The sequence below is a fragment of the Streptomyces sp. NPDC044106 genome, assembly GCF_056433985.1.
Genome location: NZ_JBWKFZ010000004.1, coordinates 83,626 through 106,642, shown reverse-complemented (window position 1 = coordinate 106,642; position 23,017 = coordinate 83,626). Strand labels below are relative to the sequence as shown.

General features: G+C 72.2%; 21 protein-coding genes. 12 read left to right on the top strand and 9 right to left on the bottom strand.

The genetic code is table 11. The annotated features are described in order from the left end of the window. Positions 1-101: 101 nt before the first annotated feature. Entirely contained in the window at positions 102-1,616 is a 1,515-nt protein-coding gene (locus tag AC07DI_RS08115) for an acyl-CoA synthetase (RefSeq protein WP_478902994.1), read from the top strand. 71 nt (positions 1,617-1,687) lie between these two features. Here AC07DI_RS08115 and AC07DI_RS08110 read toward each other — a convergent pair whose 3' ends face one another. Beyond that, positions 1,688-2,056, bottom strand: coding sequence for a helix-turn-helix transcriptional regulator (locus AC07DI_RS08110; protein ID WP_478902993.1), 369 nt, complete (start codon positions 2,054-2,056; stop codon positions 1,688-1,690). A gap of 128 nt (positions 2,057-2,184) precedes the next feature. On the opposite strand from AC07DI_RS08110, the gene AC07DI_RS08105 reads away from it, so the two are divergent. Beyond that, positions 2,185-3,051: an ANTAR domain-containing protein gene (locus tag AC07DI_RS08105; RefSeq protein ID WP_478902992.1), complete on the top strand. Its 867-nt coding sequence runs from the start codon at positions 2,185-2,187 to the stop codon at positions 3,049-3,051. Between the two features lie 79 nt (positions 3,052-3,130). Here AC07DI_RS08105 and paaK read toward each other — a convergent pair whose 3' ends face one another. Then, complete coding sequence (gene paaK / locus AC07DI_RS08100) at positions 3,131-4,414, bottom strand: phenylacetate--CoA ligase PaaK (RefSeq protein WP_478903443.1); 1,284 nt, start codon at positions 4,412-4,414, stop codon at positions 3,131-3,133. 211 nt (positions 4,415-4,625) lie between these two features. On the opposite strand from paaK, the gene AC07DI_RS08095 reads away from it, so the two are divergent. Together AC07DI_RS08095 and AC07DI_RS08090 are read left to right on the top strand one after the other, a co-directional pair. Continuing rightward, a complete protein-coding gene (locus AC07DI_RS08095; protein WP_478902990.1) occupies positions 4,626-5,471 on the top strand; it encodes an alpha/beta fold hydrolase in 846 nt (281 codons plus the stop codon). 164 nt (positions 5,472-5,635) lie between these two features. Next, positions 5,636-6,265, top strand: coding sequence for a chorismate mutase (locus AC07DI_RS08090; RefSeq protein WP_478902988.1), 630 nt, complete (start codon positions 5,636-5,638; stop codon positions 6,263-6,265). Here the strand turns inward: AC07DI_RS08090 and yczE are convergent. Continuing rightward, positions 6,248-6,898 (bottom strand): membrane protein YczE, encoded by a 651-nt coding sequence (gene yczE / locus AC07DI_RS08085; RefSeq protein ID WP_384256345.1) that lies wholly within the window; start codon positions 6,896-6,898, stop codon positions 6,248-6,250. The two genes, AC07DI_RS08090 and yczE, sit on opposite strands and share 18 nt — an antisense overlap. A 145-nt stretch (positions 6,899-7,043) precedes the next feature. Between yczE and yczR the strand changes: the two genes are divergently transcribed. Beyond that, the gene (gene yczR, locus AC07DI_RS08080; protein ID WP_478902986.1) at positions 7,044-8,555 is read left to right on the top strand and encodes a MocR-like transcription factor YczR; all 1,512 of its coding nucleotides are present in this window, start codon (positions 7,044-7,046) and stop codon (positions 8,553-8,555) included. Positions 8,556-8,589: 34 nt separating this feature from the next. On the opposite strand, the gene AC07DI_RS08075 is transcribed toward yczR, so the two are convergent. Further along, positions 8,590-9,654 carry a YncE family protein gene (locus tag AC07DI_RS08075; RefSeq protein WP_478902985.1) on the bottom strand — a complete coding sequence of 355 codons (1,065 nt, stop codon included), beginning with the start codon at positions 9,652-9,654 and terminating at the stop codon, positions 8,590-8,592. Positions 9,655-9,825: 171 nt separating this feature from the next. Between AC07DI_RS08075 and AC07DI_RS08070 the strand changes: the two genes are divergently transcribed. Then, positions 9,826-10,713 (top strand): LysR family transcriptional regulator, encoded by an 888-nt coding sequence (locus tag AC07DI_RS08070; RefSeq protein ID WP_478903442.1) that lies wholly within the window; start codon positions 9,826-9,828, stop codon positions 10,711-10,713. A gap of 59 nt (positions 10,714-10,772) precedes the next feature. On the opposite strand, the gene AC07DI_RS08065 is transcribed toward AC07DI_RS08070, so the two are convergent. Continuing rightward, the gene (locus tag AC07DI_RS08065; protein WP_478902983.1) at positions 10,773-12,386 is read right to left on the bottom strand and encodes an acyl-CoA synthetase; all 1,614 of its coding nucleotides are present in this window, start codon (positions 12,384-12,386) and stop codon (positions 10,773-10,775) included. A 210-nt stretch (positions 12,387-12,596) separates the two neighbouring features. Here AC07DI_RS08065 and AC07DI_RS08060 point away from each other — a divergent pair, with 210 nt between their 5' ends. From AC07DI_RS08060 to AC07DI_RS08035, 6 genes are all read left to right on the top strand, one after another. After that, the gene (locus tag AC07DI_RS08060; protein ID WP_478902981.1) at positions 12,597-13,397 is read left to right on the top strand and encodes a crotonase/enoyl-CoA hydratase family protein; all 801 of its coding nucleotides are present in this window, start codon (positions 12,597-12,599) and stop codon (positions 13,395-13,397) included. 97 nt (positions 13,398-13,494) lie between these two features. Next, positions 13,495-14,469 carry a Zn-ribbon domain-containing OB-fold protein gene (locus tag AC07DI_RS08055; protein ID WP_478902980.1) on the top strand — a complete coding sequence of 325 codons (975 nt, stop codon included), beginning with the start codon at positions 13,495-13,497 and terminating at the stop codon, positions 14,467-14,469. Then, positions 14,469-15,548 (top strand): thiolase domain-containing protein, encoded by a 1,080-nt coding sequence (locus AC07DI_RS08050; protein WP_478902978.1) that lies wholly within the window; start codon positions 14,469-14,471, stop codon positions 15,546-15,548. Before AC07DI_RS08055 ends, AC07DI_RS08050 begins: the two co-directional genes overlap by 1 nt. Next, positions 15,545-16,738, top strand: a complete 1,194-nt coding sequence (locus AC07DI_RS08045; RefSeq protein WP_478902977.1) for a thiolase domain-containing protein — start codon at positions 15,545-15,547, stop codon at positions 16,736-16,738. Before AC07DI_RS08050 ends, AC07DI_RS08045 begins: the two co-directional genes overlap by 4 nt. Before the next feature lie 107 nt (positions 16,739-16,845). Next, positions 16,846-17,088 carry a DUF397 domain-containing protein gene (locus tag AC07DI_RS08040; protein WP_384256363.1) on the top strand — a complete coding sequence of 81 codons (243 nt, stop codon included), beginning with the start codon at positions 16,846-16,848 and terminating at the stop codon, positions 17,086-17,088. Between the two features lie 110 nt (positions 17,089-17,198). Then, on the top strand, positions 17,199-17,699 hold the full coding sequence (locus tag AC07DI_RS08035; RefSeq protein WP_384263042.1) for a hypothetical protein: 501 nt from the start codon (positions 17,199-17,201) through the stop codon (positions 17,697-17,699). Positions 17,700-17,727: 28 nt separating this feature from the next. On the opposite strand, the gene AC07DI_RS08030 is transcribed toward AC07DI_RS08035, so the two are convergent. From AC07DI_RS08030 to AC07DI_RS08015, 4 genes are all read right to left on the bottom strand, one after another. Further along, on the bottom strand, positions 17,728-18,288 hold the full coding sequence (locus AC07DI_RS08030) for a cysteine hydrolase family protein (RefSeq protein WP_478902975.1): 561 nt from the start codon (positions 18,286-18,288) through the stop codon (positions 17,728-17,730). 139 nt (positions 18,289-18,427) lie between these two features. Further along, complete coding sequence (locus AC07DI_RS08025) at positions 18,428-20,419, bottom strand: N-acetylmuramoyl-L-alanine amidase (RefSeq protein WP_478902974.1); 1,992 nt, start codon at positions 20,417-20,419, stop codon at positions 18,428-18,430. A 307-nt stretch (positions 20,420-20,726) separates the two neighbouring features. After that, on the bottom strand, positions 20,727-21,134 hold the full coding sequence (locus tag AC07DI_RS08020) for a RidA family protein (RefSeq protein ID WP_478902972.1): 408 nt from the start codon (positions 21,132-21,134) through the stop codon (positions 20,727-20,729). Positions 21,135-21,270: 136 nt separating this feature from the next. Continuing rightward, positions 21,271-22,989: an ABC-F family ATP-binding cassette domain-containing protein gene (locus AC07DI_RS08015; protein ID WP_478902971.1), complete on the bottom strand. Its 1,719-nt coding sequence runs from the start codon at positions 22,987-22,989 to the stop codon at positions 21,271-21,273. Positions 22,990-23,017 lie beyond the last annotated feature (28 nt).

Genomic DNA, 23,017 nt, shown 5'->3' with positions numbered 1-23,017 from the left:
CTCCCAACTGGGGTCAGGGAAGAAGCGGTTGAGCGTACCAAGCGGTTGGTCATCTGCGTGTTCCCTTGACCGGGAGATGTGCGGGACACAGGATCGGCGCCATGACGGGCGCCGGGGGCAACAGGGTCGATGCCGTACTCGCGCGCAGCGCGCGCCGCACACCGGGGCGCGTGGCGCTCCGCTACAAGGAGCGGAGCTGGACGTACCGCGAACTGGACGACGCGGTGACCGAGGCAGCCGCCTTCCTCCTCGACGAAGGGCTGGAGCACGGCGCCCGCGTCGGCGCCTACGGCCACAACTCCGACGCCTACCTGATCGGCTTCCTGGCCTGCTCCCGCGCGGGCCTGGTCCATGTGCCGATCAACCACAACCTCACCGGCGAGGACCTGCGCTACATCGTCGAGCAGTCGGGCAGCGCCCTCGTTCTCGCCGACCCGGTGGTGCGACAGCGGCTGCCCGGCTCCACGCGGGTCCTGGCGCTGCGCGACGACACGGGCTCGCTCCTGGAGCGCAGCCGACGGCGCGAGGGGGGCGGCGGGCATCTCATCATGGGCGGTGACGACGGCGGCGAACTGGCCCAACTGCTCTACACGTCGGGCACGACGGCGCTCCCCAAGGGCGCCATGCTGTCCCACCGCGCCCTCGTGCACGAGTACGCCAGCGCCATCGCCGCCCTGGACCTCAAGGAGACGGACAAGCCCGTCCACGCGCTGCCGCTCTACCACTCGGCCCAGATGCACGTCTTCCTCATGCCCTACCTCGCCGTCGGCGCCGAGAACACCCTGCTCGACAGCCCCGACGCCGAGCGGATCTTCGAGCTGGTGGAGGCGGGGCGCGCCGACAGCCTCTTCGCGCCGCCCACCGTCTGGATCGGCCTCTCGCGCCATCCCGGATTCGCCACCCGTGACCTCGGGGCGCTGCGCAAGGCCTACTACGGGGCGTCGGTCATGCCGGTGCCGGTCCTGGAGAGGCTGCGGTCCCGGCTGCCGGGGCTCGGCTTCTACAACTGCTTCGGGCAGAGCGAGATCGGCCCGCTCGCCACCGTCCTCGGGCCCGGCGAGCACGAGGGGCGGATGGATTCCTGCGGGCGGCCCGTCCTGTTCGTCGAGGCGCGGGTCGTCGACGAACGCGGCCGCGAGGTGCCGGACGGCACCCCGGGCGAAGTCGTCTACCGCTCACCGCAATTGTGCGACGGCTACTGGAACAAGCCCGAGGAGACCGCGCAGGCGTTCCGCGACGGCTGGTTCCACTCGGGCGACCTCGCCGTGCGGGACGCCGAGGGCTACTTCACCGTCGTCGACCGGCTCAAGGACGTCATCAACTCCGGGGGAGTCCTCGTCGCGTCGCGACAGGTCGAGGAGGTGCTGTACGAGCACGCGGGCGTCGCGGAGGCGGCGGTGATCGGCCTGCCGGACGAGCGCTGGATCGAGGCGGTCACCGCCGTCGTCGTACGCGCGGACAGCGAGATCACCGAGGCCGGGCTCATCGCCCACGCGCGCGGGCGGCTCGCCCACTTCAAGGCGCCGAAGAGGGTCCTGTTCGTGGACGAACTGCCGCGCAACGCCAGCGGCAAGATCCTCAAGAGGGAGCTGCGGGACCGGTTCGCGGCGAGCTGACGGCGGGCGCGGCCCGGACCTGCCTCCGTCCCGGCCCGCCGCCCCAGTCCTCCGCCCCGGCCCGGTCGCCGTCAGGCTCTGGCGTGGTCCCGCTCGCCGTTCCCGGACCGCCCGGGGCTCTCGGGCGTGGGGGACCGGTCGGCTTCGTCGCGGACGAGCAGGGAGAGCAGCGAGGCGACCGCGAGGCCGGACTCGGCGGGGTGGCGCAGCACCTTGCCGGGGTCGATCCGGTACGTGTTGGTGCGCCCCTCCTTGCTGTGGGAGAGGTAACCGTCCTGCTCCAGGTCTCCGATGATCTTCTGCACGGAGCGTTCCGTGAGTCTGCAGTGGGCGGCGATATCGCGGATGCGGGCGTTGTGGTTGTCGGCGATGGCCGCCAGCACTCGCGCGTGGTTGGTGAGAAACGTCCATCCGGTGTGTGGCTCGGGCACTCCATCCATGCGGCAACTCTAGGACGTAACATACGTGCTTTCAAAAACACGTACTATGTTTCCGGTATCGATTGACGTGCATATGAGGTTGCGGGCAGCCTGGTGGCGGCGGTAGGCAACGAGGAGAGGAAGAGGACATGGCGAAGCCGGTGTTCTCTCAGAACTCCCTGAGGGGAGAGGGAAGTGACCACAGCCGCACAGCGGTGCCCCTTCCGGCGCCGCCGTCGTCGCTGTCCCCGTCGGCACCGGCCGACGCCGCGCCGGGCGGCGGCAGGAGGAGCCTGGCGCTGCGGGGCGATCTCGACCTCGACGCCGGCCGGCACCTCAGGTCCGAGCTGTACCTCGCCCTCAGCAACGCGGCCCACGGTCTCGACCTGGACCTGGGCGAAGTGGACTTCTGCGACTGCTCCGGCCTCAACCTCCTGCTGGGCCTGCGCCACCAGGCGATGAAGCAGGGCAAGACGGTCCTCATCGCCACCAGCAGCCCCGCGGTGGAGCGTCTGCTCGACCTCACCAGCACCCGCGAGCTGTTCAGGGCCGCCCATCAGGAGGCGGCCACCTGCCACGAGGGGGCCGGGGACCCACCGTCCCCGGCCGTCGACGCGGCGAAGCAGCACGAGGAGACCGACGAAGCGGCGCAGCAGCACGCGGAGACCGACGAGGATCTGCACACCGTGGTGGCGCAGTTGCGCCGGGCCATGGAGACCCGGCCGACCATCGACCTCGCCCGCGGCATCCTGATGTCGTCCTTCAACCTGAGCCCCGAGGCGGCCTGGGAGGTCCTGGTCACCGCCTCCCAGAACACCAACACCAAGCTGCACCTCCTGGCCGACGACGTGGTGGGGACCGTGAAGGGCGACGCCCTGCCCGCGCCCATGCGCAAGCAGCTCGAGGCCGCGGTCGCCAAGACGAACACGGCACGCGCTGCCCCGCCCTCGAAGCCGAAGCCGAAGCCGGACCCGGTCGCCCCCGAGCCCGGACCGTGCCCGCCACCGGACGCGTAGCCCGAGCCCGCCGGTGCGGGGCCGCCCTCGGACAGCCGACTCCGCCGCCCCGCCGCTCACTCGGGCCTGCGGACCGCTCTCAGCCCCGCAGATCCACGATGCGCCTGAACTTGCCCATCGACCGCTCAAGCGTCTCCGGATCGACGATCTCCACACCGACCGATACGCCGATCCCGTCCTTCACCGCCGCCGCGATCTCCCGGGCCGCGGCATCCCGGCGGGCGGACGGCGTGTCCGCGCGCGCCTCGGCCCGCACCGTCAGGGCGTCCATCCGCCCCTCGCGCGTCAGACGCAGCTGGAAGTGCGGGGCGATGCCCGCCGTACGCAGCACGATCTCCTCGATCTGAGTGGGGAAGAGATTGATGCCCCGCAGGATCACCATGTCGTCGCTGCGGCCCGTCACCCTCTCCATCCGGCGGAAGATCCGCGCCGTGCCGGGCAGGAGCCGCGTCAGGTCCCGTGTCCGGTAACGGATCACGGGCATGGCCTCCTTGGTGAGCGCCGTGAACACCAGCTCGCCGCGCTCGCCGTCCGGCAGCGGCTCGCCCGTGATCGGGTCCACGACCTCGGGGTAGAAGTGGTCCTCCCAGATGTGCAGCCCGTCCTTGGTCTCCACGCACTCCTGCGCCACCCCGGGGCCGATCACCTCCGAGAGCCCGTATATGTCCACCGCGTCGATCGCGAAGCGCTCCTCGATCTCGCGCCGCATCTCCTCCGTCCACGGCTCCGCGCCGAAGATGCCGACACGCAGGGATGTCGTACGGGGATCGACGCCCTGCCGCTCGAACTCCTCCAGGAGGGTGAGCATGTACGACGGGGTCACCATGATGATCTCGGGGCGGAAGTCCTGGATCAGCCGCACCTGGCGCGCGGTCATGCCGCCGGAGGCCGGGATCACCGTGCACCCCAGCCGCTCCGCGCCGTAGTGGGCGCCGAGGCCGCCGGTGAACAGGCCGTAGCCGTACGCCACATGGACCTTGTCGCCGGGACGCCCGCCCGCGGCGCGGATCGAGCGCGCCACCACGTCCGCCCACATGGAGAGGTCCTGCTCCGTGTACCCGACGACCGTCGGCAGCCCCGTCGTGCCGCTCGATGCGTGCAGCCTGCGCACCTCCGACTGCTCCACCGCGAACATGCCGAAGGGGTAGTTGGCCCGCAGGTCGTCCTTGGTCGTGAAGGGGAAGCGCGCGAGGTCACGGAGGGAGCGGCAGTCGTCCGGCCGCAGCCCGGCCTTGTCGAACGCCGCCCGGTAGAACGGGACGTTCTCGTACGCGTGCAGCAGGGTGTCCTGGAGGCGTTCGAGCTGCAGGGCCGCGAGCTGGCGGGGGACGAGCCGTTCCGCCGCGTCGAGCAGTAGCGGCATACGCGTCATGGGGAGAGCTCCCGTCCTGAACGGGCGACCGATCATTCGGTCGTCGATCTTCTGTCCAGCTCAGTAATCCAGGCCCGGCAGTGGGCGTCAAGAGATCTCGCACCACTGCTTTGAGCTGGGGCGCAAGGGCATGGGCCACCGTCATGGGCCACGCTGACAACCGCGTTGCCCGCACGTGGCACCGGATGTGATGATCACCCCCATGCCGACCTTCAGCGCGTACGACGGGACAGAGCTCGCCTACCACCAGAAGGGGGAGGGCGAGCCGCTGCTGTGCGTCCCGGGCGGCCCCATGCGCGCCTCCGTCTACCTCGGTGATCTCGGCGGCCTCACCGCACACCGCCGCCTGATCCTGCTCGACCTGCGCGGTACGGGCGACTCCGCGGTGCCGGACGACCCGGCGACGTACCGCTGCGACCGGCTCGTCGACGACGTCGAGGCACTGCGCGAGCACCTCGGGCTCGACCGGGTCGACGTGCTCGGCCACTCCGCGGGCGGCGACGTCGCCACGCTGTACGCGGCCCGCCACCCGAAGCGGATCCGCAACCTCGTCCTCGTCACCCCCGCCACGCTGGCCGTCGGCGGCGTCGTGACCGCCGAGGACCGCAGTGAGGCGGCCGCGCTGCGCAAGGGCGAGCCCTGGTACCCGGCGGTCGAGACCGCGCTGCGGGAGATCGCGGAGACCGGTGCGCCCAGCGCCGGCTGGGAGGTCATCGGGCCGCTCATGTACGGCCGGTGGGACGACCGCGCGCAGGCGCACCGGGCGCAGAGTGCGGCGCAGAAGAACGCGGCGGCATCCGAGGTGTACTACGGCGAGGCTTCCTTCGACCCGCCCGCGACGCGTGCAGCTCTGGCCGACATGACGGCTCCCGTCCTCGTCCTCGCGGGCGCCTACGACGGCGGGCCCAACCCGGCGCGCGCGGCGGAGCTCGCGGAACTCTTCCCCAACGGCGTGTGCCAAGTGCAGCCGGAGGGCGGGCACTTCCCGTGGCTCGACGACCCGGAGTGGTTCACACGACGGGTGGCGGGGTTCCTCGCGCAGGACTGACGGGCCGGCGGGGGAGACCGGCTCCGGTTGCCGCATTGCCGCATTGCCGCATTTCCGGGGGCGCGGGGCGCGGATCGTCGCAGGTGTGGGTCCTGCTCGTACGATGACCGCCGACCGTGCGCGGTCACCGTACGTTCGCCACCGACCCCCCGGGGGGAACCGTCGTGCGCTTCACCACTCCCACTCGCCGCCTGCTCACCGCCGGTACGCTGACCGGCGCCCTGCTCACGGGCGGCGGCCTCGCCGTCGCGGCGCCCGCGCGACCGGCCGAGGCCGCCGGACCCCCGGCGGCCACCGCGCCCGCGGGCCCCTACGCCGAACTCCGGCCCCTCGCCGCCCTGTCCGCGCGGCGCCTGGCCACCGCCGACCTCGTCGCCGCGGCCAAGTACGGCACGGACAGCCCGATCGGCGACCCGGCCCGTGAGCGGCAGGTACTGGAGGCGGTGGCCCGGCAGGCGGCCGAGGCCGGTGCCGACCCGGCGGCGACCGTGCGCATCTTCCGCGACCAGATCGAGGCCAACAAGGTCGTCCAGCGGGGGCTGTTCCGGCGCTGGGACGCCGATCCGTCCAAGGCCCCGAAGGAGCGGCCCGACCTCGGCGAGATCCGCGAGAGGATCAACCGCGTCAACGGCGAGCTGGTACGGGCCGTCGCCGCATCCCCGGGCGCGCGGACGGCGCCGTACTGCGGGGGCGCCCTGACCGCCGCGACCGCGCACGTGCGGCACGAGGACCGGCTCGACCTCCTGCACTCCGTCGCCCTCGCCCGTGCGCTCGGCTCAGTCTGCGCGGACTGAGGCCCGCGGTGTGTCACGGGGGCTGCGGTAGGCGAACCACGGCATGCAGTACTGGGTGACGCTGCCGACGGCGACGGCGTACAGCACGGTGCCGACGCCCACGGTCCCGCCGAGCAGCCGGCCGACGGCGAGCACGGCGAGTTCGATGACGGTGCGGACCAGCCGCAGCGAATGACCGGTGACGGCGGACGCGCCGGTCATCAGCCCGTCCCGGGGCCCTGGGCCGAAGCGCGCGCCGACGTAGACGGCCACGGAAAGGCCGTTGAGGACGACCCCGCCGACGAGCAGGCCGACACGGGCGGGCAGGCCGAGGCCCTCGGGCAGCACGAGCAGTCCGACGTCGGAGGAGACGGCCAGGACGGCGATGTTGGCGACGGTGCCGAGCGTCGGCCGCTGCTTCAGCGGAATCCACAGCAGCAGGACGAGTACCCCGAGGACCGCGCTGATCGCGCCGAAACTGAATGGCGTACGGCGTGCGAGCCCCTCGTACAGGACGCTCCACGGATTGACGCCGAGCGCCGCCCGGACCAGGACCGAGAGGCTGAAGCCGTACAGGGCGAGGCCGAGGAGCAGTTGGGGCAGCCGTCTCGACGGGCGTTCGCGGACCGGGACGTACGAGATGTTCTGCCGCATGCGAGTAGTGCCTCCGTGCCGGTGTGCTGAGGGGCGCTGCCTGTGGCCGCGACAGGGCGGCCCGTGGCTGCACGTGTTCAAAGCCATTGCGGCCACTCTGTAGAGTCATTGGCCCGGACAACACAGCCAATCCGAGGAGAATGGTGTGGTCGAGGCGGACGCTGTGGTCGAGGCGGACCCGGAGCGGCCCCTGCGGGAGGCGGCGGGGCGCACGGGCCGGACGCTGGGCAGCGGGCAGCTCGCCGCGATGCTGCCCGACCCGGCCGGCATGCGGCCCGCCTACCGCCACCTCGCCCGCACGATCGGCGAGCTGATCCTGGACGGTCGCATCGCCCTGCACGTCAGACTCCCCGCCGAACGCGACCTGGCCACCGCCCTCGGCACCAGCAGGACCACCGTCACCGCCGTGTACGACCTGCTGCGCGAGAGCGGCTACGCCCACAGCAGACAGGGCGCGGGCACCTGGACGACCCTGCCCGAGGGCCGCGCCCCGAGCGGTGTACGGCGGCTCCTCGCGGCCGAGGACACCGCGATCGACCTGGCCAGAGCCGCCCCCGGCCTGCCGGAGCGGGAGCTCGCCGACGCCCTCGCCAGGGTCGCCCCGCAGCTCACGGCGCACGCGCACACCCCCGGCTACCACCCCTACGGGCTGCCCGAACTGCGGGCCGCCGTCGCCGAGCGCTACACCCGGCGGGGCCTGGCCACCGTGCCCGAGCAGATCCTGGTGACCTCCGGCGCCCAGCACGCCCTGACCCTCGTCGTGGCTCTCCTGTGCCGGGCGGGCGACCGCGTCCTGACCGAGAACCCGTCGTACCCCAACGCCCTGGAGGCCATGCGCCGCGGCCGGCTCCGAACACTGTCGGTGCCCGTGACCGAAGAGGGCTGGGAGATCGCCCTCGTCGAGGCGGCCTTCCGGCAGACGGTGCCGCAACTCGCCTATGTCATCCCGGACTTCCACAACCCGACCGGTTGCCTCATGCCCGAGGACGAACGAGGCCGGGTGCTGCGCGCCGCCCAGCGGTCCGGCTCCTGGCTCGTCGTCGACGAGACCCTCGCCGAGCTCGCCCTCGACGCGCCCGCGCCGCCGCCCTTCGCCTCGCACGCCGCGTCGGGCGGCGCCGGACAGCTCATCACCGTCGGCTCCATGAGCAAGACCCACTGGGCGGGCCTGCGCATCGGCTGGCTGCGTGCCCCCGCGCGGCTCGTCACCGAACTCGCGGGGCAGCGGGTGGCCACCGACATGGGCGGCTCGGTCCTCGACCAGCTCCTCGCCCTGGACCTCCTCGACCGGGCCGACGACCTCCTGCCGGCCCGCCTTGAACAGCTGCGCGCGGGGCGCGCCGCGCTCGCCGCCGCCCTGACCGAACACCTTCCCCGGTGGGGCTGGCGCCTGCCGCCCGGCGGCCTGTCACTCTGGGTCGACCTGGGGGAGCCGGTGGGATCGTGGCTGGCCGAGCGGGCTCTCGCGCACGGGGTACGGATCGAGAGCGGTTCCTGTTTCGCCACCGACCCGGGCGTCTTCGAGCAGCGGCTCCGCATCCCGTACACGATGTCGCCCGACACCCTGCGCGAAGCGGTGCGCCGCCTGGCGGCCGCCCTCGCCGACGGACCGGCGCCCTCGTCGGCCGCTGTGGGGCGCCCGCACTGGGTGGCCTGAGCCTGTCTGCGAACCAGAAGCGTGACAAGGGCCCTCAGGACGGACGCGGGAGGTAGGCGAGCCCGTGCGCGCCGGGGTCGCCGAGTCTGGCGATGTCCAGCCGGGCCAGGCGCCGCAGCGTCTCCAGGTCGACGAGGTCGACGGTGGACGCGGCGACGCAGGCCACGTAGGCGATCCGGCCGTCGGGGGACGAGGTGATCGTCAGCGGGCCGTTCCCCACCTCGGCCGCGCCGATGCGCTCGTGCGTGGCGGCAGAGAAGACGGTGAGGCGAGCGGCGCGACCGGGCCCGGATTCCGATCCGGCGTCCTTCTGCAGTTCGCCCGCGAGCAGCTTCCTCGTCGACGTCAGATGCACCGGCATGGCGGTGTTCCCCAGCGGCAGGACATCGACGACGGACGCCGTACGCCCGTCGATTACCCGGATCCCGGGGGCCGGTGACTCCTCTCCGGCGGCGGGGGAGAAGTTGGTGTAGGGCGCGGCCACATAGGCGTACGCGCCGTCGGGGGAGACGGCGAGGCCCTCACTGCCCGGCACCTCGGCCTTCGCGGTGAGGATGCCCCGTTCGAGATCGACGACCGACACGAACCACGCGTCCTTGTTGGTGGCGTAGCCCGTCCTGCCCGCCGCGTCGATGGCGAACCAGTGCGGGCCCGGCGCCTGCGTGTCGATCCTGCCGATGGGGCGGCGAGTTCCCGTGTCGATGACCACGACGCCGCCGGGCCGGTCCGCCGAGCCCTCCACGCTGACGTAGAGGCGGCTCCGCGCCATGTCCAGCGCGAGGCCGTGCGGCGCGTGCTCCGGCGCGAGGTCGACGACCTCGACGATGCGGCGCGCGTCGGGGTCGATGACCGTCACCTCGGTGCGCCTGCCGCTGTTCGCGTGGTAGTAGCCCGAGTGGTACGTCGAGGTGCACCACAGCAGCCGCTGCGTCGGATCGAAGCACAGCTCGTGCGGCTGGGCGAGGACTTCCACCGTGCCGAGGCGCCGGTCGGACGCGGCGTCGAAGAACGAGACCGTCGGGCCGCTCTGACTGACCACGGCCAGCACGTCGCCTTCTCGACCGGTACGGGCGGACTGCTGCGCGGCGGGCTGCTGCATGGCGGGCTCCTCAGCGGGGGCGAAGGGACAGCACACGGTGTCACGCACGAACACCGACCCCTCCACTCTCGGCCCGAGCGCGTTCCGCCACAATGCAGGTCTCGGCGGCCAGCCATGGCCGCGGACGCGGTCGCAGACGTGAAAACGCAGCTCAGGAGCCCGAAATTGTCACTGGACCTCAATCTGCTGCGCGTGCTGGACGCCCTGCTCCAGGAGAACAGCGTGACCCGCGCCGCCGAGCGGCTCGGCACGTCGCCCGCGGCCGTCAGCCGTTCGCTGGCCCGTCTGCGCCGGGCCGTCGGCGATCCGCTGCTTGTCCGCGCGGGCCAGCGCATGGTCCCCACCCCGCGCGCCCTGGAGCTCCGCGGTGAGGTGAGCACGCTGCTGCGCGGCTGTGACAACGTCCTGCGCCCCGGTGCCGGCTTCGACGCCGTCCATCTGCGGCGGACCTTCACCGTGCAGGCCACCGACGTGCTCCTCGCGGGCCTCGCCGGAACCCTGACCGACCGGATTCGCGCGCAGGCCCCGCACGTGGACGTGGTCTTCCTGCCGGAGACGGTGGAGGGCGGCCCCGCGCTACGGCAGGGCTGGGTGGACGTCGAACTGGGCTCACTCGGACACCTGGACCCGGAGATCCGGACCCAGGGGCTCATGCCGATGGCGGTGGTCGCCGTCGCGCGCGGCGGGCACCCCCTCTTCGACGCGCCGATCGACGCCCGTCGCTTCGCCGCCGCCGACCACATCGGCATCTCCCGGCGCGGCAAGCGCCAGGGCCCCATCGACAGCGCGCTCGCCGAGCTCGGCCTGCGGCGCCGGACCGCGGTCGTCGTCCCCAGCCATACGAGCGCGATGATGCTCGCCCGCGACACCGACCTCGTGGCGCTGACCCCGGACGGCTGGCTCCAGGACACTATCGCGGCGCTCGGCCTGCGTACGTTCCCCATCCCTCTCGACCTGGAGCCGATCGACCTCGGAATGGCGTGGCACCCCCGCAACTCGGCGGACCCGGGCCACCGGTGGTTCCGCGACCACTTGACGGCCGCGGTACTGAACCCCTAGGGCCCTTCTGACGTTCGGCGCAGACCTGTCATGCCACGCCTCGCGCCGGAACGGAACGCCTACCCGCCTGTCGCCACCGTCTTCGCCCACCGGTAGTCCGCCTTGCCGCTCGGTGAGCGCTGGATGAGGTCCGTGAAGACCACGGCCCGCGGGATCTTGTACCCGGCGAGCCGCTCCCGGCAGTGGCTCTGCACCGCCGTCAGGTCCAACGCGGGTGCGCCGTCGCGGAGTTGGATGACGGCGGCCACCCGGCTGCCCCACCGCTCGTCCGGCACCCCGGCGACCAGCGCGTCGTACACGTCCGGATGGGACTTCAGGGCCTGCTCGACCTCCTCCGGGTACACCTTCTCGCCGCCCGTGTTGATGCACTGCGAACCGCGTCCGAGCACGGTCACGATGCCGTCCTCGTCGACCGTCGCCATGTCACCGAGCAGCACCCAGCGCTCCCCGCCCTTCTGGAAGAAGGTCTCGGCCGATTTCACCGGGTCGTTGTAGTAGCCGAGCGGCACGTGCCCGCGCTGGGCCAGGCGGCCGGGCTCACCCACCGGGACCGGCTCGTACGTCGCAGGGTCCACCACCTGCGTCCACTCGTTGACCTCCAGGCGGAAGCCCTTCTCCGGGCCCGAGTCGTCCGTCGCCCTGCCGTTGGAACCCGACTCGGAGGAACCGAAGTTGTTCAGGAGCAGGACGTCCGGCACGAGCTCCTGGAACTGGGCGCGCACCGTCTCCGACATGATCGCCCCCGACGAGGAGACGCTGAACAGCGACGACAGGTCCGTGCCCCGCAGCGGGCCGCGCAGCGCGTCGATGAGCGGCCTGAGCATGGCGTCGCCGACGAGGGAGACGCTGGAGACCTTCTCCCGCTCGATGGTGCGCAGCAGCTCCTCGGGGACGTACTTGCGGTGCAGGGCCACGCGCTGCCCGTAGTTGAAGGCGATGAACGACGTCAGCGTCGACGTGCCGTGCATCAGCGGGGGAGCGGGGAAGAAGGTGAGGCCGGGGCCGCCCGCCGCGACCCGCTCGGCCAGTTCCTCGGGCCGCTTCACCGGCTCGCCCGTCGGCTCGCCGCCGAAGAGCCCGGCGAAGAACAGGTCCTCCTGGCGCCACATCACGCCCTTGGGCATGCCCGTCGTGCCGCCGGTGTAGATGATGAACAGGTCGTCGCCGGAGCGGGGACCGAACCCGCGCCCGGGTGAACCCGCGGCCTCCGCGTCGGTGAAGGTCACCACGTCGAGCGGGGGAGCGTCCGCGGGCGGCGCCCCCACCCGCACCAGGTGCCGCAGCTTCTCCGTGCGCGGCAGCGCCGCCGCCACCAGGTGGGTGAACTCGGCGTCGAAGACGAGTGCGGCGAGATCCGCGTCACGGTAGAGGTAAACCAACTCCTCCTCCACGTAACGGTAGTTGACGTTGACCGGTACGAGGCGCGCCTTGAGGCAGCCGAGGACCGTCTGCAGGTACTCGACGCCGTTGTACAGGTGCAGGCCCAGGTGTTCGCCGGGCTCCAGGCCGCTGTCGATCAGGTGGTGGGCGATGCGGTTGGCGGCCGCGTCGAGCGCGGCATAGGTCAGCCGGCGCTCCGCGCCCGTGCCGGGGTGGTCGATGTAGACGAGCGCCTCGCGGTCGGGGACCACGTCGACGACCGACTCGAACAGGTCGGCAAGGTTGTACTCCACCGCACTCCTCCTGACCCCGGTGCCCACAGTGACGTCGCGCTTGGCGGTCATCAGAGCAGAGCGGCACCCAAGTGGGAAGAGGCCCCGGGCAACAAAACTGACTGGGTGTCAGAAAACTATTGAACTGGCATCGCGGCTACTGCAACCTGTTCCAGGTCCGCAGGCGACAGGCCGCCCGCGCGGTGGCCGTCGAGGGAGGGAGCACGGCACATGGGTGGGACGGAACACCTCTCCGTGCGGCGCGAGGGCGCCACACTGATACTCACACTGAACAGGCCCGACGCGAAGAACGCGCTGTCCCTCGCGATGCTCGTGGGCCTCTACGACGGGTGGCTCGCGGCCGACGAGGACGACGAGGTCCGCTCGGTCGTGCTCACCGGCGCGGGCGGCGCGTTCTGCGCGGGCATGGACCTCAAGGCACTCGCGGGCAAGGGCATGGAGGGCGAGCAGTACCGGGACCGGCTCAAGGCCGACCCCGATCTGCACTGGAAGGCGATGCTGCGCCACCACCGCCCCCGCAAACCCGTCATCGCCGCCGTCGAGGGCTACTGCGTGGCGGGCGGCACGGAGATCCTTCAGGGCACGGACATCCGCGTGGCGGGGGAGTCGGCCACCTTCGGGCTCTTCGAGGTCAGGCGGGGGCTCTTCCCCATCGGCGGCTCCACCGTGCGGCTGCCCCGGCAGATCCCGCGGACGCACGCGCTGGAGATGCTGCTCACCGGACGCCCCTACTCGGCGGCCGAGGCCGCGTCCATCGGCCTCATCGGCCATGTCGTCCCCGACGGCACCGCCCTGGACAAGGCCCTCGTCATCGCCGAACAGATCAACGCCTGTGGGCCACTGGCCGTGGAGGCGGTCAAGGCGTCCGTGTACGAGGCCGCCGAGCTGACGGAGGCGGAGGGGCTCGCCGCCGAGCTGAAGCGGGGGTGGCCGGTCTTCGACACGGCCGACGCGAAGGAGGGCTCCAGAGCCTTCGCGGAGAAGCGGGCCCCCGTGTTCCGGCGCGCGTAGGCCGCTCCTCGGCTGCGGGGCCGTTGTGGCCGGCCGCGCAGTTTCCCGCGCCCCTTGCAAGGCGCGCCCCGTCGTCGTCCGAAACGGAGTTACGGATATGGCATCGGCTACGTCCCCCGATACGTCCCCCGAAGTACTGCGCGCCCCCCTCGTCCTCGAATTCCCCTTCACCCGCTCCCTGGGACCCGTGCAGAGCGCCTTCCTCACCGGGCTGCGTGAGCGCACCGTGCTCGGGGTGCGCACCGGTGACGGGCGCGTCCTCGTACCGCCCGTCGAGTACGACCCGGTGACGTCACAGGAGATACGTGACCTGGTGGAGGTCGCCGCCACCGGCACCGTCACGACCTGGGCCTGGAACCACGACCCGCGCCGCGGTCAGCCCCTCGACACCCCCTTCGCCTGGGTCCTTGTCAGGCTCGACGGCGCCGACACGGCCCTGCTCCACGCCCTGGACGCGCCGGGCCCCGACGCCGTGCGCACCGGCATGCGGGTCCGGGTCCGCTGGGCCGGCGAACGGGTCGGCGCCATCACGGACATCGCCTGCTTCGAGGTGTACGAAGGCGGCGACGAAGCGGCCGGGCCGAAGCCGCACGACGGCGGGTTCGCGGAACCCGTCACCGGGATCGTCGCACCCGCCCGGCTCGAATACACCTACTCGCCCGGCCGCGCCCAGTCCGCCTACATCCACGCCCTCTCCGACCGCAAGACCGTCGGCGAACGCTGCCCGTTCTGCCGCAAGGTGTACGTACCGCCGCGCGGCGCCTGCCCCACCTGCGGCGTCGCCACGACCGACCGGGTCGAGGTCGGACCGCGCGGCACCGTCACCACGTACTGCATCGTCAACATCAAGGCGAAGAACCTCGACATCGACGTCCCGTACGTCTACGCGCACATCGCCCTCGACGGCGCCGATCTCGCCCTGCACGCCCGTATCGCCGGCATCCCCTACGACCAGGTCCGCATGGGCCTACGGGTCGAGCCCGTGTGGACCGAGGGCGGCGGCTACCCGGACCACTACCGGCCGACCGGCGAGCCCGACGCCGACTACGACACGTACAAGGAGCTGGTGTGATGGCGCCCCGCGAGCAGTCCGTGATGCGGCCCGTCCGCGACGTCGCCGTCGTCGCCTTCGGGCAGAGCGACCACCTGCGCACCACCGACGAGGTCTCCGAGGTCGAGATGCTCATGCCGGTGCTGCACCGGGTCCTCGCCGCCACCGGCCTCAAGACCAGCGACATCGGCTTCACCTGCTCGGGATCGTCGGACTACCTCGCGGGCCGCGCCTTCTCCTTCACGATGGCACTCGACGGGGTCGGTGCCTGGCCGCCGATCTCCGAGTCGCACGTCGAGATGGACGGCGCCTGGGCGCTGTACGAGGCATGGGTGAAGCTCCAGACCGGTGAGGCCGACACCGCGCTCGTCTACTCCTACGGCAAGTCATCGCCGGGATCCGTGCGCGACGTCCTGACCCGGCAGCTCGACCCGTACTACGTCGCCCCGCTCTGGCCCGACTCCGTGGCGCTCGCCGCGCTCCAGGCCCAGGCGCTGATCGACGCGGGCGAGACCGACGAGCCCGCGCTCGCCGGGGTCGCGAGCCGGAGCCGTACCGACGCGACCGCCAATTCCCACGCGCAGCTGCGGGGTGCGGTCGAGCACGGCGAGTACGCCGTACGCCCCCTGCGCACCGGTGACTGCCCGCCGGTCGGCGACGGGGCCGCCGCCGTGATCCTCGCGGCGGGCGAGCGGGCCCGGGAGCTGTGCGAGCGGCCGGCCTGGATCCGCGGCATCGACCACCGCACCGAGGCGCACGCGCTCGGAGTGCGCGACCTCACCGACTCGCCCTCCACCCGCCTGGCCGCCCAGCGGGCCGGAGTCTTCGAACGGCCCGTCGACACAGCCGAGTTGCACGCGCCCTTCACCTCGCAGGAGGTCGTCCTGCGCAAGGCCCTGGGCCTCGGCGACGAGGTCGCCGTCAACCCGTCCGGCGGCGCGCTCGCCGCCAACCCGGTGATGGCCGCCGGACTCATCAGGATCGGCGAGGCCGCCGCCCGCATCCACCGGGGCGCGTCGGACCGCGCCGTCGCCCACGCCACGTCCGGGCCCTGCCTCCAGCAGAACCTGGTCGCCGTCCTGGAAGGAGACGCACGATGAGCGGTCCGGTGGGCAAGCGGGCGGCGGGCAAGGAACCCGTCGCCGTCGTCGGGATCGGGCAGACCAGGCACGTGGCCGCGCGGCGGGACGTATCGATCGCGGGGCTGGTCCGTGAGGCCGCTCAACAGGCCCTGTCGGACGCTGAGTTGACGTGGGCCGACATCGACGCCGTCGTCATCGGCAAGGCGCCCGACTTCTTCGAGGGCGTCATGATGCCCGAGCTCTACCTCGCCGACGCGCTCGGCGCCGTCGGCAAACCCATGCTCCGCGTGCACACGGCCGGCTCCGTCGGCGGCTCCACGGCGCTGGTCGCCGCCAACCTCGTCGCGGGCCGCGTCCACGGCACCGTACTGACCCTCGCCTTCGAAAAGCAGTCGGAATCGAACGCCATGTGGGGCCTGTCGCTGCCCATCCCCTTCCAGCAGCCGCTGCTCGCCGGGGCGGGCGGCTTCTTCGCGCCGCACGTACGCGCGTACATGCGGCGCACCGGTGCCCCCGACACGGTCGGCTCGCTCGTCGCGTACAAGGACCGCCGCAACGCCCTGAAGAACCCCTACGCGCACCTTCACGAGCACGACATCACCCTGGAGAAGGTCCAGGCCTCACCGATGCTCTGGGACCCGATCCGCTACTCGGAGACCTGCCCGTCCTCCGACGGAGCCTGCGCGATGGTCCTCACCGACCGTGCGGGCGCGGCCCGTTCACCCCGGCCGCCCGCCTGGATGCACGGCGGCGCGATGCGCAGTGAGCCGACCCTCTTCGCGGGCAAGGACTTCGTCTCGCCGCAGGCGGGCAAGGACTGCGCGGCCGACGTCTACCGGCAGGCGGGCATCGCGGACCCGCGCCGGGAGATCGACGCCGTGGAGATGTACGTGCCGTTCTCCTGGTACGAGCCGATGTGGCTGGAGAACCTCGGCTTCGCGGCGGAGGGCGAGGGCTGGAAGCTCACCGAATCCGGTGTGACGGAACTGGACGGCGACCTCCCGGTGAACATGTCGGGCGGCGTCCTCTCGACCAACCCCATCGGCGCCTCCGGCATGATCCGCTTCGCCGAGGCGGCACTTCAGGTGCGCGGACAGGCGGGGGAACACCAAGTCGACGGCGCCCGCAGGGCACTTGGGCACGCCTATGGAGGCGGCGCGCAGTTCTTCTCCGTGTGGCTGGTCGGGGCCGAACCGCCCACCACCTGACGGCGCCGGCGCCGCGGACGGACCGAGGTCCTGTCGCCGCGGCCTGTCCGGCGCCCGGAGCGAAAGCTAGGCTGGCGCCGGACGACGCATTCGGGAGGAGCACGGACGTGGCCGACAGCACCACTCAGCAGCATCCGCTCGCGGGCTGGGACAAGCCGGAGCTCGACCTCAGCACGGCGGACTGGCGATCGAGTAGCGAAGGGCGTGGTGATGTGGAGATCGCCTTCGTCGAAGGATTCGTCGCGATGCGCAACGGTGGGCGCCCGGAGAGCCCTTCCCTCATCTTCACCCCGGCGGAGTGGGGCGCCTTCGTGCACGGCGCCCGCGCGGGCGAGTTCGACCTGACGTAGGGCGGCCCGTTCCGTACGGCACAGGGCCCGGCCGCCACCTGTTCGGTGGCGGCCGGGCCCTGTGCACGGGGGGTTCGGAGACAGGGTCCGAGGCCACGTACCATGGGCGCATGTCCTTCCTCCGCCGCCGCAGCTCCGCCACTCCCGCGGGCCCGGACTTCGACGTCCTGGCCATGGACCCCGGTGACTGGCCCGGCAATCTCGGCGCGGGCCTGCTGCCCGCGCCCGACGGCAGCTGTCAGGGCGTCTTCCTGCGGTACGACCTGTTCGGCGGCCGCGGCCCCGCGATGATCATCGGCAACCTCCCCGAGGGCTCGCCCGCGCGCGAGACCGCCGAGGGCGAGGTCCCCTTCGAGGTGGCCCAGCTGCTCCTCGCCCTGGAGAACGACGAGGAGATCACGGTCGTCTCCACCGAGGACCTGCCGGTGATGCAGGGCGACAACCTCCTCATCGTGCGCCGCCTGAAGCTCTCCGAGAGCCGGATCTCCTGCGTGCAGTTCGACCGCAGTGACAACGTCCTGGTGACCATCGCCGCCTGGGACCGGCCGATCACCGACGACCTGTACGCGCTCCTGAAGCCGCTGCCCGCCGAACTCTTCCAGCAGGGCTGACAGCCACAGCTCAGGTCTTCGAGCGCCGTTACCGCGGTGCGTTCCTCTTGAGCCAGTCGTCGACGGTGACGACGTCCGCCCACTGCGGGAAGAGCCGCTCGATGAGGACGCGGTGGAGTTCCGGGTCGGTGTCCAGGCAGGCGTCGGAGAGGACCGTGAGGCCGAGGTCCAGGTCGTTCGCGTGGCACAGGGTGGACAGCACCACGGCGCTGGTGGCGATGCCGGTGAGCACCAGGCTGTCGATGCCGCGCGCCCTCAGGACCACGTCGAGATCGCTGCCCGAGAACGCGCTCGCCCGCCTCTTGGTGACCACCACGTCGCCCGGCCGGGGTGCGACATCCGGATGGATCTCGGTACCGGGGGCGCCCTCGACGTAGAGGCCGGCCCGGGCGATGGCGGCGAGAGGCTTGTTGCGGGTGCCGACCTCGGGGAAGCCGGGGCGCAGCCCGATCACCACGTAGATCACCGGGATGCCCGCCGCCCGGGCCCCGTCGATCGCCCTGCGCAGGCGTGGCAGGTATCCGGAGCCGTCGTCGGCGACGTCCACGATGGCCTGCTGGACGTCCATCACGAGAAGCGCGCTGCTCATACTCGCCTCCAGGAACAAGTCGGTCCGGCGGTGCGCGGGGCAGGTGGTTCCGCGGGTCCGGATCCCGCGCAGATCGTACGCCGGGCCCGGGTCCGCACTCGCACGGATCCGGACCCGGCGTAGGACTGCCCCGACGGCGCTACGAACCCGACCGCACCACCGTCACGTCGGCGGCCCGCACATAGCCGACCCGGTGCCCGTACTGGATCACGTAGTACATGTCCTTGCCGCGCACCACCCTGTGCGGCGCGGTGTCGAACGTCGGGGCGTAGAGGTACTCGCCCGGCACCTTGTCGCCGATCGCGTACTTCTGGCCCGTGAGGATCTTGTACGGCAGCGGGGAGACCGCCTGCACCGGCACGCCGGCAGGGTAGGCCTCCTTCTCCGGGTACGCGCGCCCGTAGACCGGCACCTCGGCCGCGCCGGACTTCGGCGTCACCACGAGACCCGTGGCGTCCACCGCGGTGGGCTGCTTCACCGGGTTCTTGAACCAGGCCTTCTGACCGAGGTACCAGACAGCCGTCCAGTCGCCCTGGCGGTCGGCGACCGCGTACTGCTGGCCGGTGGAGAGCCGCGCCCCCGTGTCGTTCACGTCGATCGTGGAGTCCTGACCCCCGGGGCGCTTGCCGATGTCCTTGATCAGCGGCGCGTCGTCACGCGGCTCGGTGTGGACACGCACCGCGGCCGAACCGTGCGGCACGCACTTCTCGCCGGGCTTGACGCAACCGGTGTACTCCGGCTGGTTCCTGGCGTAGTCGGGAGCCACGGTCACCAGCCCGCCGCGCGGTCCGGCCGTGCGGTGGAACGGCTTGCCGAGCAGGGTGAAGTAGTGCTGCCAGTCCCAGTACGGCCCCGGGTCCGTGTGCATCCCCGGGATCGACGACGTCACGGTGCCCTGGACGTTGTCGTGGCCGAGGATGTGCTGGCGGTCCAGCGGGATGCGGTACTTCGTCGCGAGGTACTTCACCAGGCGGGCCGACGTGCGGTACATCGCCTCCGTGTACCAGGTGTCGGGCGCGGTGAGGAAGCCCTCGTGCTCGAGGCCGATCGACTTGGAGTTCACGTACCAGTTGCCCGCGTGCCAGGCGACGTCCTTCGCCTTCACGTGCTGGGCGATGTGGCCGTCGGTGGACCGCAGGGTGTAGTGCCACGAGACGTAGGTGGGGTCCTGCACCAGCTTCAGGACGCCTTCCCACCGGCCCTCGGTGTCATGGATGACGATCGAGTCGATGCTCTGGCTCTTCGGCCGGTCCGCCAGATCGTGGTTGCCGTAGTCGGGATTGCCCTGCGGGTCCTTGAACTCCTCGTACGGCGCCGGAATCCACTCGCACGACACGGTCCTCGGGCACTCCACCTCACCGGCGGGCGCCCTGCGCAGACCCATGCGCTTCAGCTGCCCGGCGTCGGGCTTCAGGCCGGGCACCGGCGCCAGCGCCACGCGCTGTCCCGAGTCCGTGGTGCGCCGCTCGCCGTCGCGCATGACGGCGAACACGTCATTGGCGTATGTGGCCGCGGTCGCCCGGTCGTCCGCTCCGGAGAAGCGGGCGATGGCGCCGTACCAGTCGGCGGGGTCGCTGCTCAGCGGCTTACCGAGCCTCCGCTGGGCCGCCGCGAGCAGCGCCGCGCCGCCCTCGACGTTCGCGGCCGGGTCGGTACGCAGCTCCTCGGCGGACCGGCCGCTCAGCTCGGCCGCGCGGGGCAACGTCTTGAGCCGGGCGGGGAGCTGGGAGTCCTCGGGAACCTTGGTGGTGGGCGGCGGGGCCGGACGCGACGTGTCGCCGCGCGGGTCCTCCGTGCCCTCGCTGTGGTGCGGTGCCGAGGCCAGTGCGGTGCGTGCGTCGGTGAGGTGCATCGGGCCGTACCCGCCGGTGACGCTGGCCGCGCCGCCGTGGTCGTCCCAGCGCGACTGCAGGTACGAGACGCCGAGCAGCACGCTCTGCGGCACGTGGTACTCGGTGGCGGCGGCGGCGAAGGCGCCCTGCAACCCTGCCGCGGGAGCCTTGTGGGGAACGCCCGACGACGGCGCCGCGCCGAGCAGCGGCACCAGCAGACCGGCCGACGCGAGGGCGCCCGCCGTCCTGACGGTGCGTCTGCGCCTGGACGGGGTGGGGGTGGTGGCAGATCCTCGCAATGCAGCCTCCTGGGACTCCTGGGCCGATGAAGCGTGGCGGGGCGTGCGGGGCCGGGCGTGCGTCAGTGGTACTCGTTCTCCGACGATCCGTCAATCATGTCCAGGTGATGCGATTTCCCATGTCAGCGCGGGTTCCGGCGGGTCAGGGGCGGGTTTTCGCCAGAGGTGGCCCCACCGCCTGCGGTGCGTCAGTGGCGTGGACCAATGAGTGGTGGGGCGATCCACCTGTTCGGGGGAGCATTCGGGGGAGGCCAGGAGCAGTGCCCGGACGGGCCGGCCCTCCGCCGGGCCGTCCGGAGCACCCCGCTCAGTCGAGGACCGCGGTGGCCTCGACCTCGACCAGGTGGGCGGGTACGTCCAGCGCCGCGACGCCGATGAGCGTGCCCGGCGGCACCGGCGTGGACCCCAGCCCGGCGGCGGCCCGGGCGACCCCGTCCAGGAACAGCGGCATCTTCTCCGGAGTCCAGTCGACGACGTAGACGGTCAGCTTCACCACGTCGTCGAAGGATCCGCCGATCTCGGCCAGCGCGGTGCCGATGTTCAGGTAGCACCGCTCGACCTGGGCGGCGAGGTCGCCCGCGCCGACCGTGACGCCCTCGGCGTCCCAGGCGACCTGCCCGGCGATGTGGACCAGCTTCGATCCGGACGCGATCGACACCTGCCGGTAGGGGGCGACTTCCGGCAGCCCGCTCGGGTTCACCAGGGTGACGGCCATGCTGCATGCCTCCTCATGAGAGAGCCCGCGAGCTCTCAGGGTCTCTTTTGGTTACCCGGGAACCGTAGGAGAGTGGCCCCTGACATGGAAGAACGCACTTCTGGGTGACCGAGGCACCTCACGGTGACCCAGCAGTTCAGCGGCCCGCCCGACCAGGCGACGTGCCTCGCCCCCGCCCGGGAGTGGGGGAGCGACCACCGATCTCCAGACGCGGCCAGTCCGCGAGGTCCCGCAGCAGTTGCCGGTCGTGCGTCGCGACGACGACCGCGGCGCTCGTGCCGCGGATCGCCCGTGTCAGATCGTGGACCAGCGCCGACGACAGGTGGTTGGTCGGCTCGTCGAACAGGATCAGCCCGGGCCGCCCGGCCCACGCCAGCGCGAGATCGAGACGCCGCCGCTGCCCCTGTGACATGCGGCCCACCGGTGTGCGCAGCGCGTCGCGGTCGAGCAGGCCGAGCACCCCGAGCGGGACGACGTCGGCGTCGCGCAGCGCCCCGCGCGCCACCAGCCGCCCCACATGGCGGGCGTACGTCTCGCGCGCGGTCAGCTCGGACTCCTGGGCAGCCGTCTCCTGACTCACGCGGACGACCCGCGCCCCCGGGGCGATCCGCACACACCCGGCCGTGGGTTCGAGCGCACCGGCGAGCACCGCGAGCAGCGTGGACTTCCCCGCACCGTTCGGTCCGGTCACGAGCAGCCGGTCGCCGCCGACGAGATCGACGTCGACCGGACCTGCCAGCCGCCCATCGAACTCGACGCCGCGTGCCCGCAGTTGCGGCGCTCTGGGCCGGACACCGAGATCCGGCCACGTCGGCACCGGCGGCGGCGCGGGCACGTCGATCCGGTGCGCCTCCAAGGCGTCCTGCTGCCGCTTCAGAGCCTGTACGACACCGGGTGCGCGGGACTGGCGCCGGTGCTTCCCGGTGCCCTTGTCCGGCCGCCAACCGGTGGAGAGCCGGTCCCGGGCCTTCGATGCCGCGTCCTGCAACCGCCGGTGCTCCTCCTGCTGCTCCTGGTAGTCCTGCTCCCAGCGTTCACGTTCGCGGTGCCGGGCGTCCTGCCAGGCGTCGTAACCCCCGGCGTACAGGCGGGACTTGCCGTCGCGGCTCGGATCGAGGTCGAGGAACCGGTCGGCGACGTCGCGCAGCAGCGCGCGGTCGTGGCTGACGACGGCGAGGCCGCCGTCGTGCTCACGCAGCCTGCGGGTCAGGAAGTCGAGCCCGTCGGCGTCGAGGTGGTTGGTCGGCTCGTCGAGGAGCAGGACGTCGTGCCGCGCGCCGAGCAGGCACGCAAGGCGGACGCGGTAGCGCTGCCCGACCGACAGGGTCGACAACGGCCGGCCGCGGTCGGTGCAGGCGCCGAGGGCTTGCATCGCGACGTCCACGCGGCGCTCGGCGTCCCACGCGTCGAGGCGGGTGGCGGCGTCGAGCGCGACGGCGTAACGGTCGTCGGCCTCAGGGTCGCCGCCGGCCATGGCGAGAGTCGCCTCGTCCAGCGCGGCGAGCGCCGCGAGCGACGCGGCCAGCGCGTCGGACGTCAGCGTGCCGACGGTCTCGCCGTCGCGTGCCGAGAGCTCCTGGCGGGCGAGGCCGACCGTGCCGGTCCGGTGCACGGCGCCCTCGTCGGGCGTGACAAGACCGGCGAGGACGTGCAGCAGTGTCGTCTTGCCGCGGCCGTTCTCGCCGACGACGGCGATCCGCGACCCGGCCGAAACGGTGACAGAGACATCGTTCAGGACCTGCCGGGACCCGCGGGTGACGGTCACGCCTTCGGCGCGGATGTGCGCGCCGGCGCCCGCGTCGACGGGCGGGGACATGGATTCGGCAGGGGCGGGGGAGAGGGGGAAGGGGTTCAACGGTGCTCCGCAGCTCGCAGTGGAGCCG

Excerpts from the sequence above, each read along its gene's own strand:
- AC07DI_RS08115 (WP_478902994.1), top strand. The coding sequence starts at position 102 with ATGACGGGCGCCGGGGGCAACAGGGTCGATGCCGTACTCGCGCGCAGC.
- AC07DI_RS08110 (WP_478902993.1), bottom strand. The coding sequence starts at position 2,056 with ATGGATGGAGTGCCCGAGCCACACACCGGATGGACGTTTCTCACCAAC.
- AC07DI_RS08105 (WP_478902992.1), top strand. The coding sequence starts at position 2,185 with ATGGCGAAGCCGGTGTTCTCTCAGAACTCCCTGAGGGGAGAGGGAAGT.
- paaK (WP_478903443.1), bottom strand. The coding sequence starts at position 4,414 with ATGCCGCTACTGCTCGACGCGGCGGAACGGCTCGTCCCCCGCCAGCTC.
- AC07DI_RS08095 (WP_478902990.1), top strand. The coding sequence starts at position 4,626 with ATGCCGACCTTCAGCGCGTACGACGGGACAGAGCTCGCCTACCACCAG.
- yczE (WP_384256345.1), bottom strand. The coding sequence starts at position 6,898 with ATGCGGCAGAACATCTCGTACGTCCCGGTCCGCGAACGCCCGTCGAGA.
- AC07DI_RS08075 (WP_478902985.1), bottom strand. The coding sequence starts at position 9,654 with ATGCAGCAGCCCGCCGCGCAGCAGTCCGCCCGTACCGGTCGAGAAGGC.
- AC07DI_RS08060 (WP_478902981.1), top strand. The coding sequence starts at position 12,597 with ATGGGTGGGACGGAACACCTCTCCGTGCGGCGCGAGGGCGCCACACTG.
- AC07DI_RS08055 (WP_478902980.1), top strand. The coding sequence starts at position 13,495 with ATGGCATCGGCTACGTCCCCCGATACGTCCCCCGAAGTACTGCGCGCC.
- AC07DI_RS08050 (WP_478902978.1), top strand. The coding sequence starts at position 14,469 with ATGGCGCCCCGCGAGCAGTCCGTGATGCGGCCCGTCCGCGACGTCGCC.
- AC07DI_RS08045 (WP_478902977.1), top strand. The coding sequence starts at position 15,545 with ATGAGCGGTCCGGTGGGCAAGCGGGCGGCGGGCAAGGAACCCGTCGCC.
- AC07DI_RS08035 (WP_384263042.1), top strand. The coding sequence starts at position 17,199 with ATGTCCTTCCTCCGCCGCCGCAGCTCCGCCACTCCCGCGGGCCCGGAC.
- AC07DI_RS08030 (WP_478902975.1), bottom strand. The coding sequence starts at position 18,288 with ATGAGCAGCGCGCTTCTCGTGATGGACGTCCAGCAGGCCATCGTGGAC.
- AC07DI_RS08020 (WP_478902972.1), bottom strand. The coding sequence starts at position 21,134 with ATGGCCGTCACCCTGGTGAACCCGAGCGGGCTGCCGGAAGTCGCCCCC.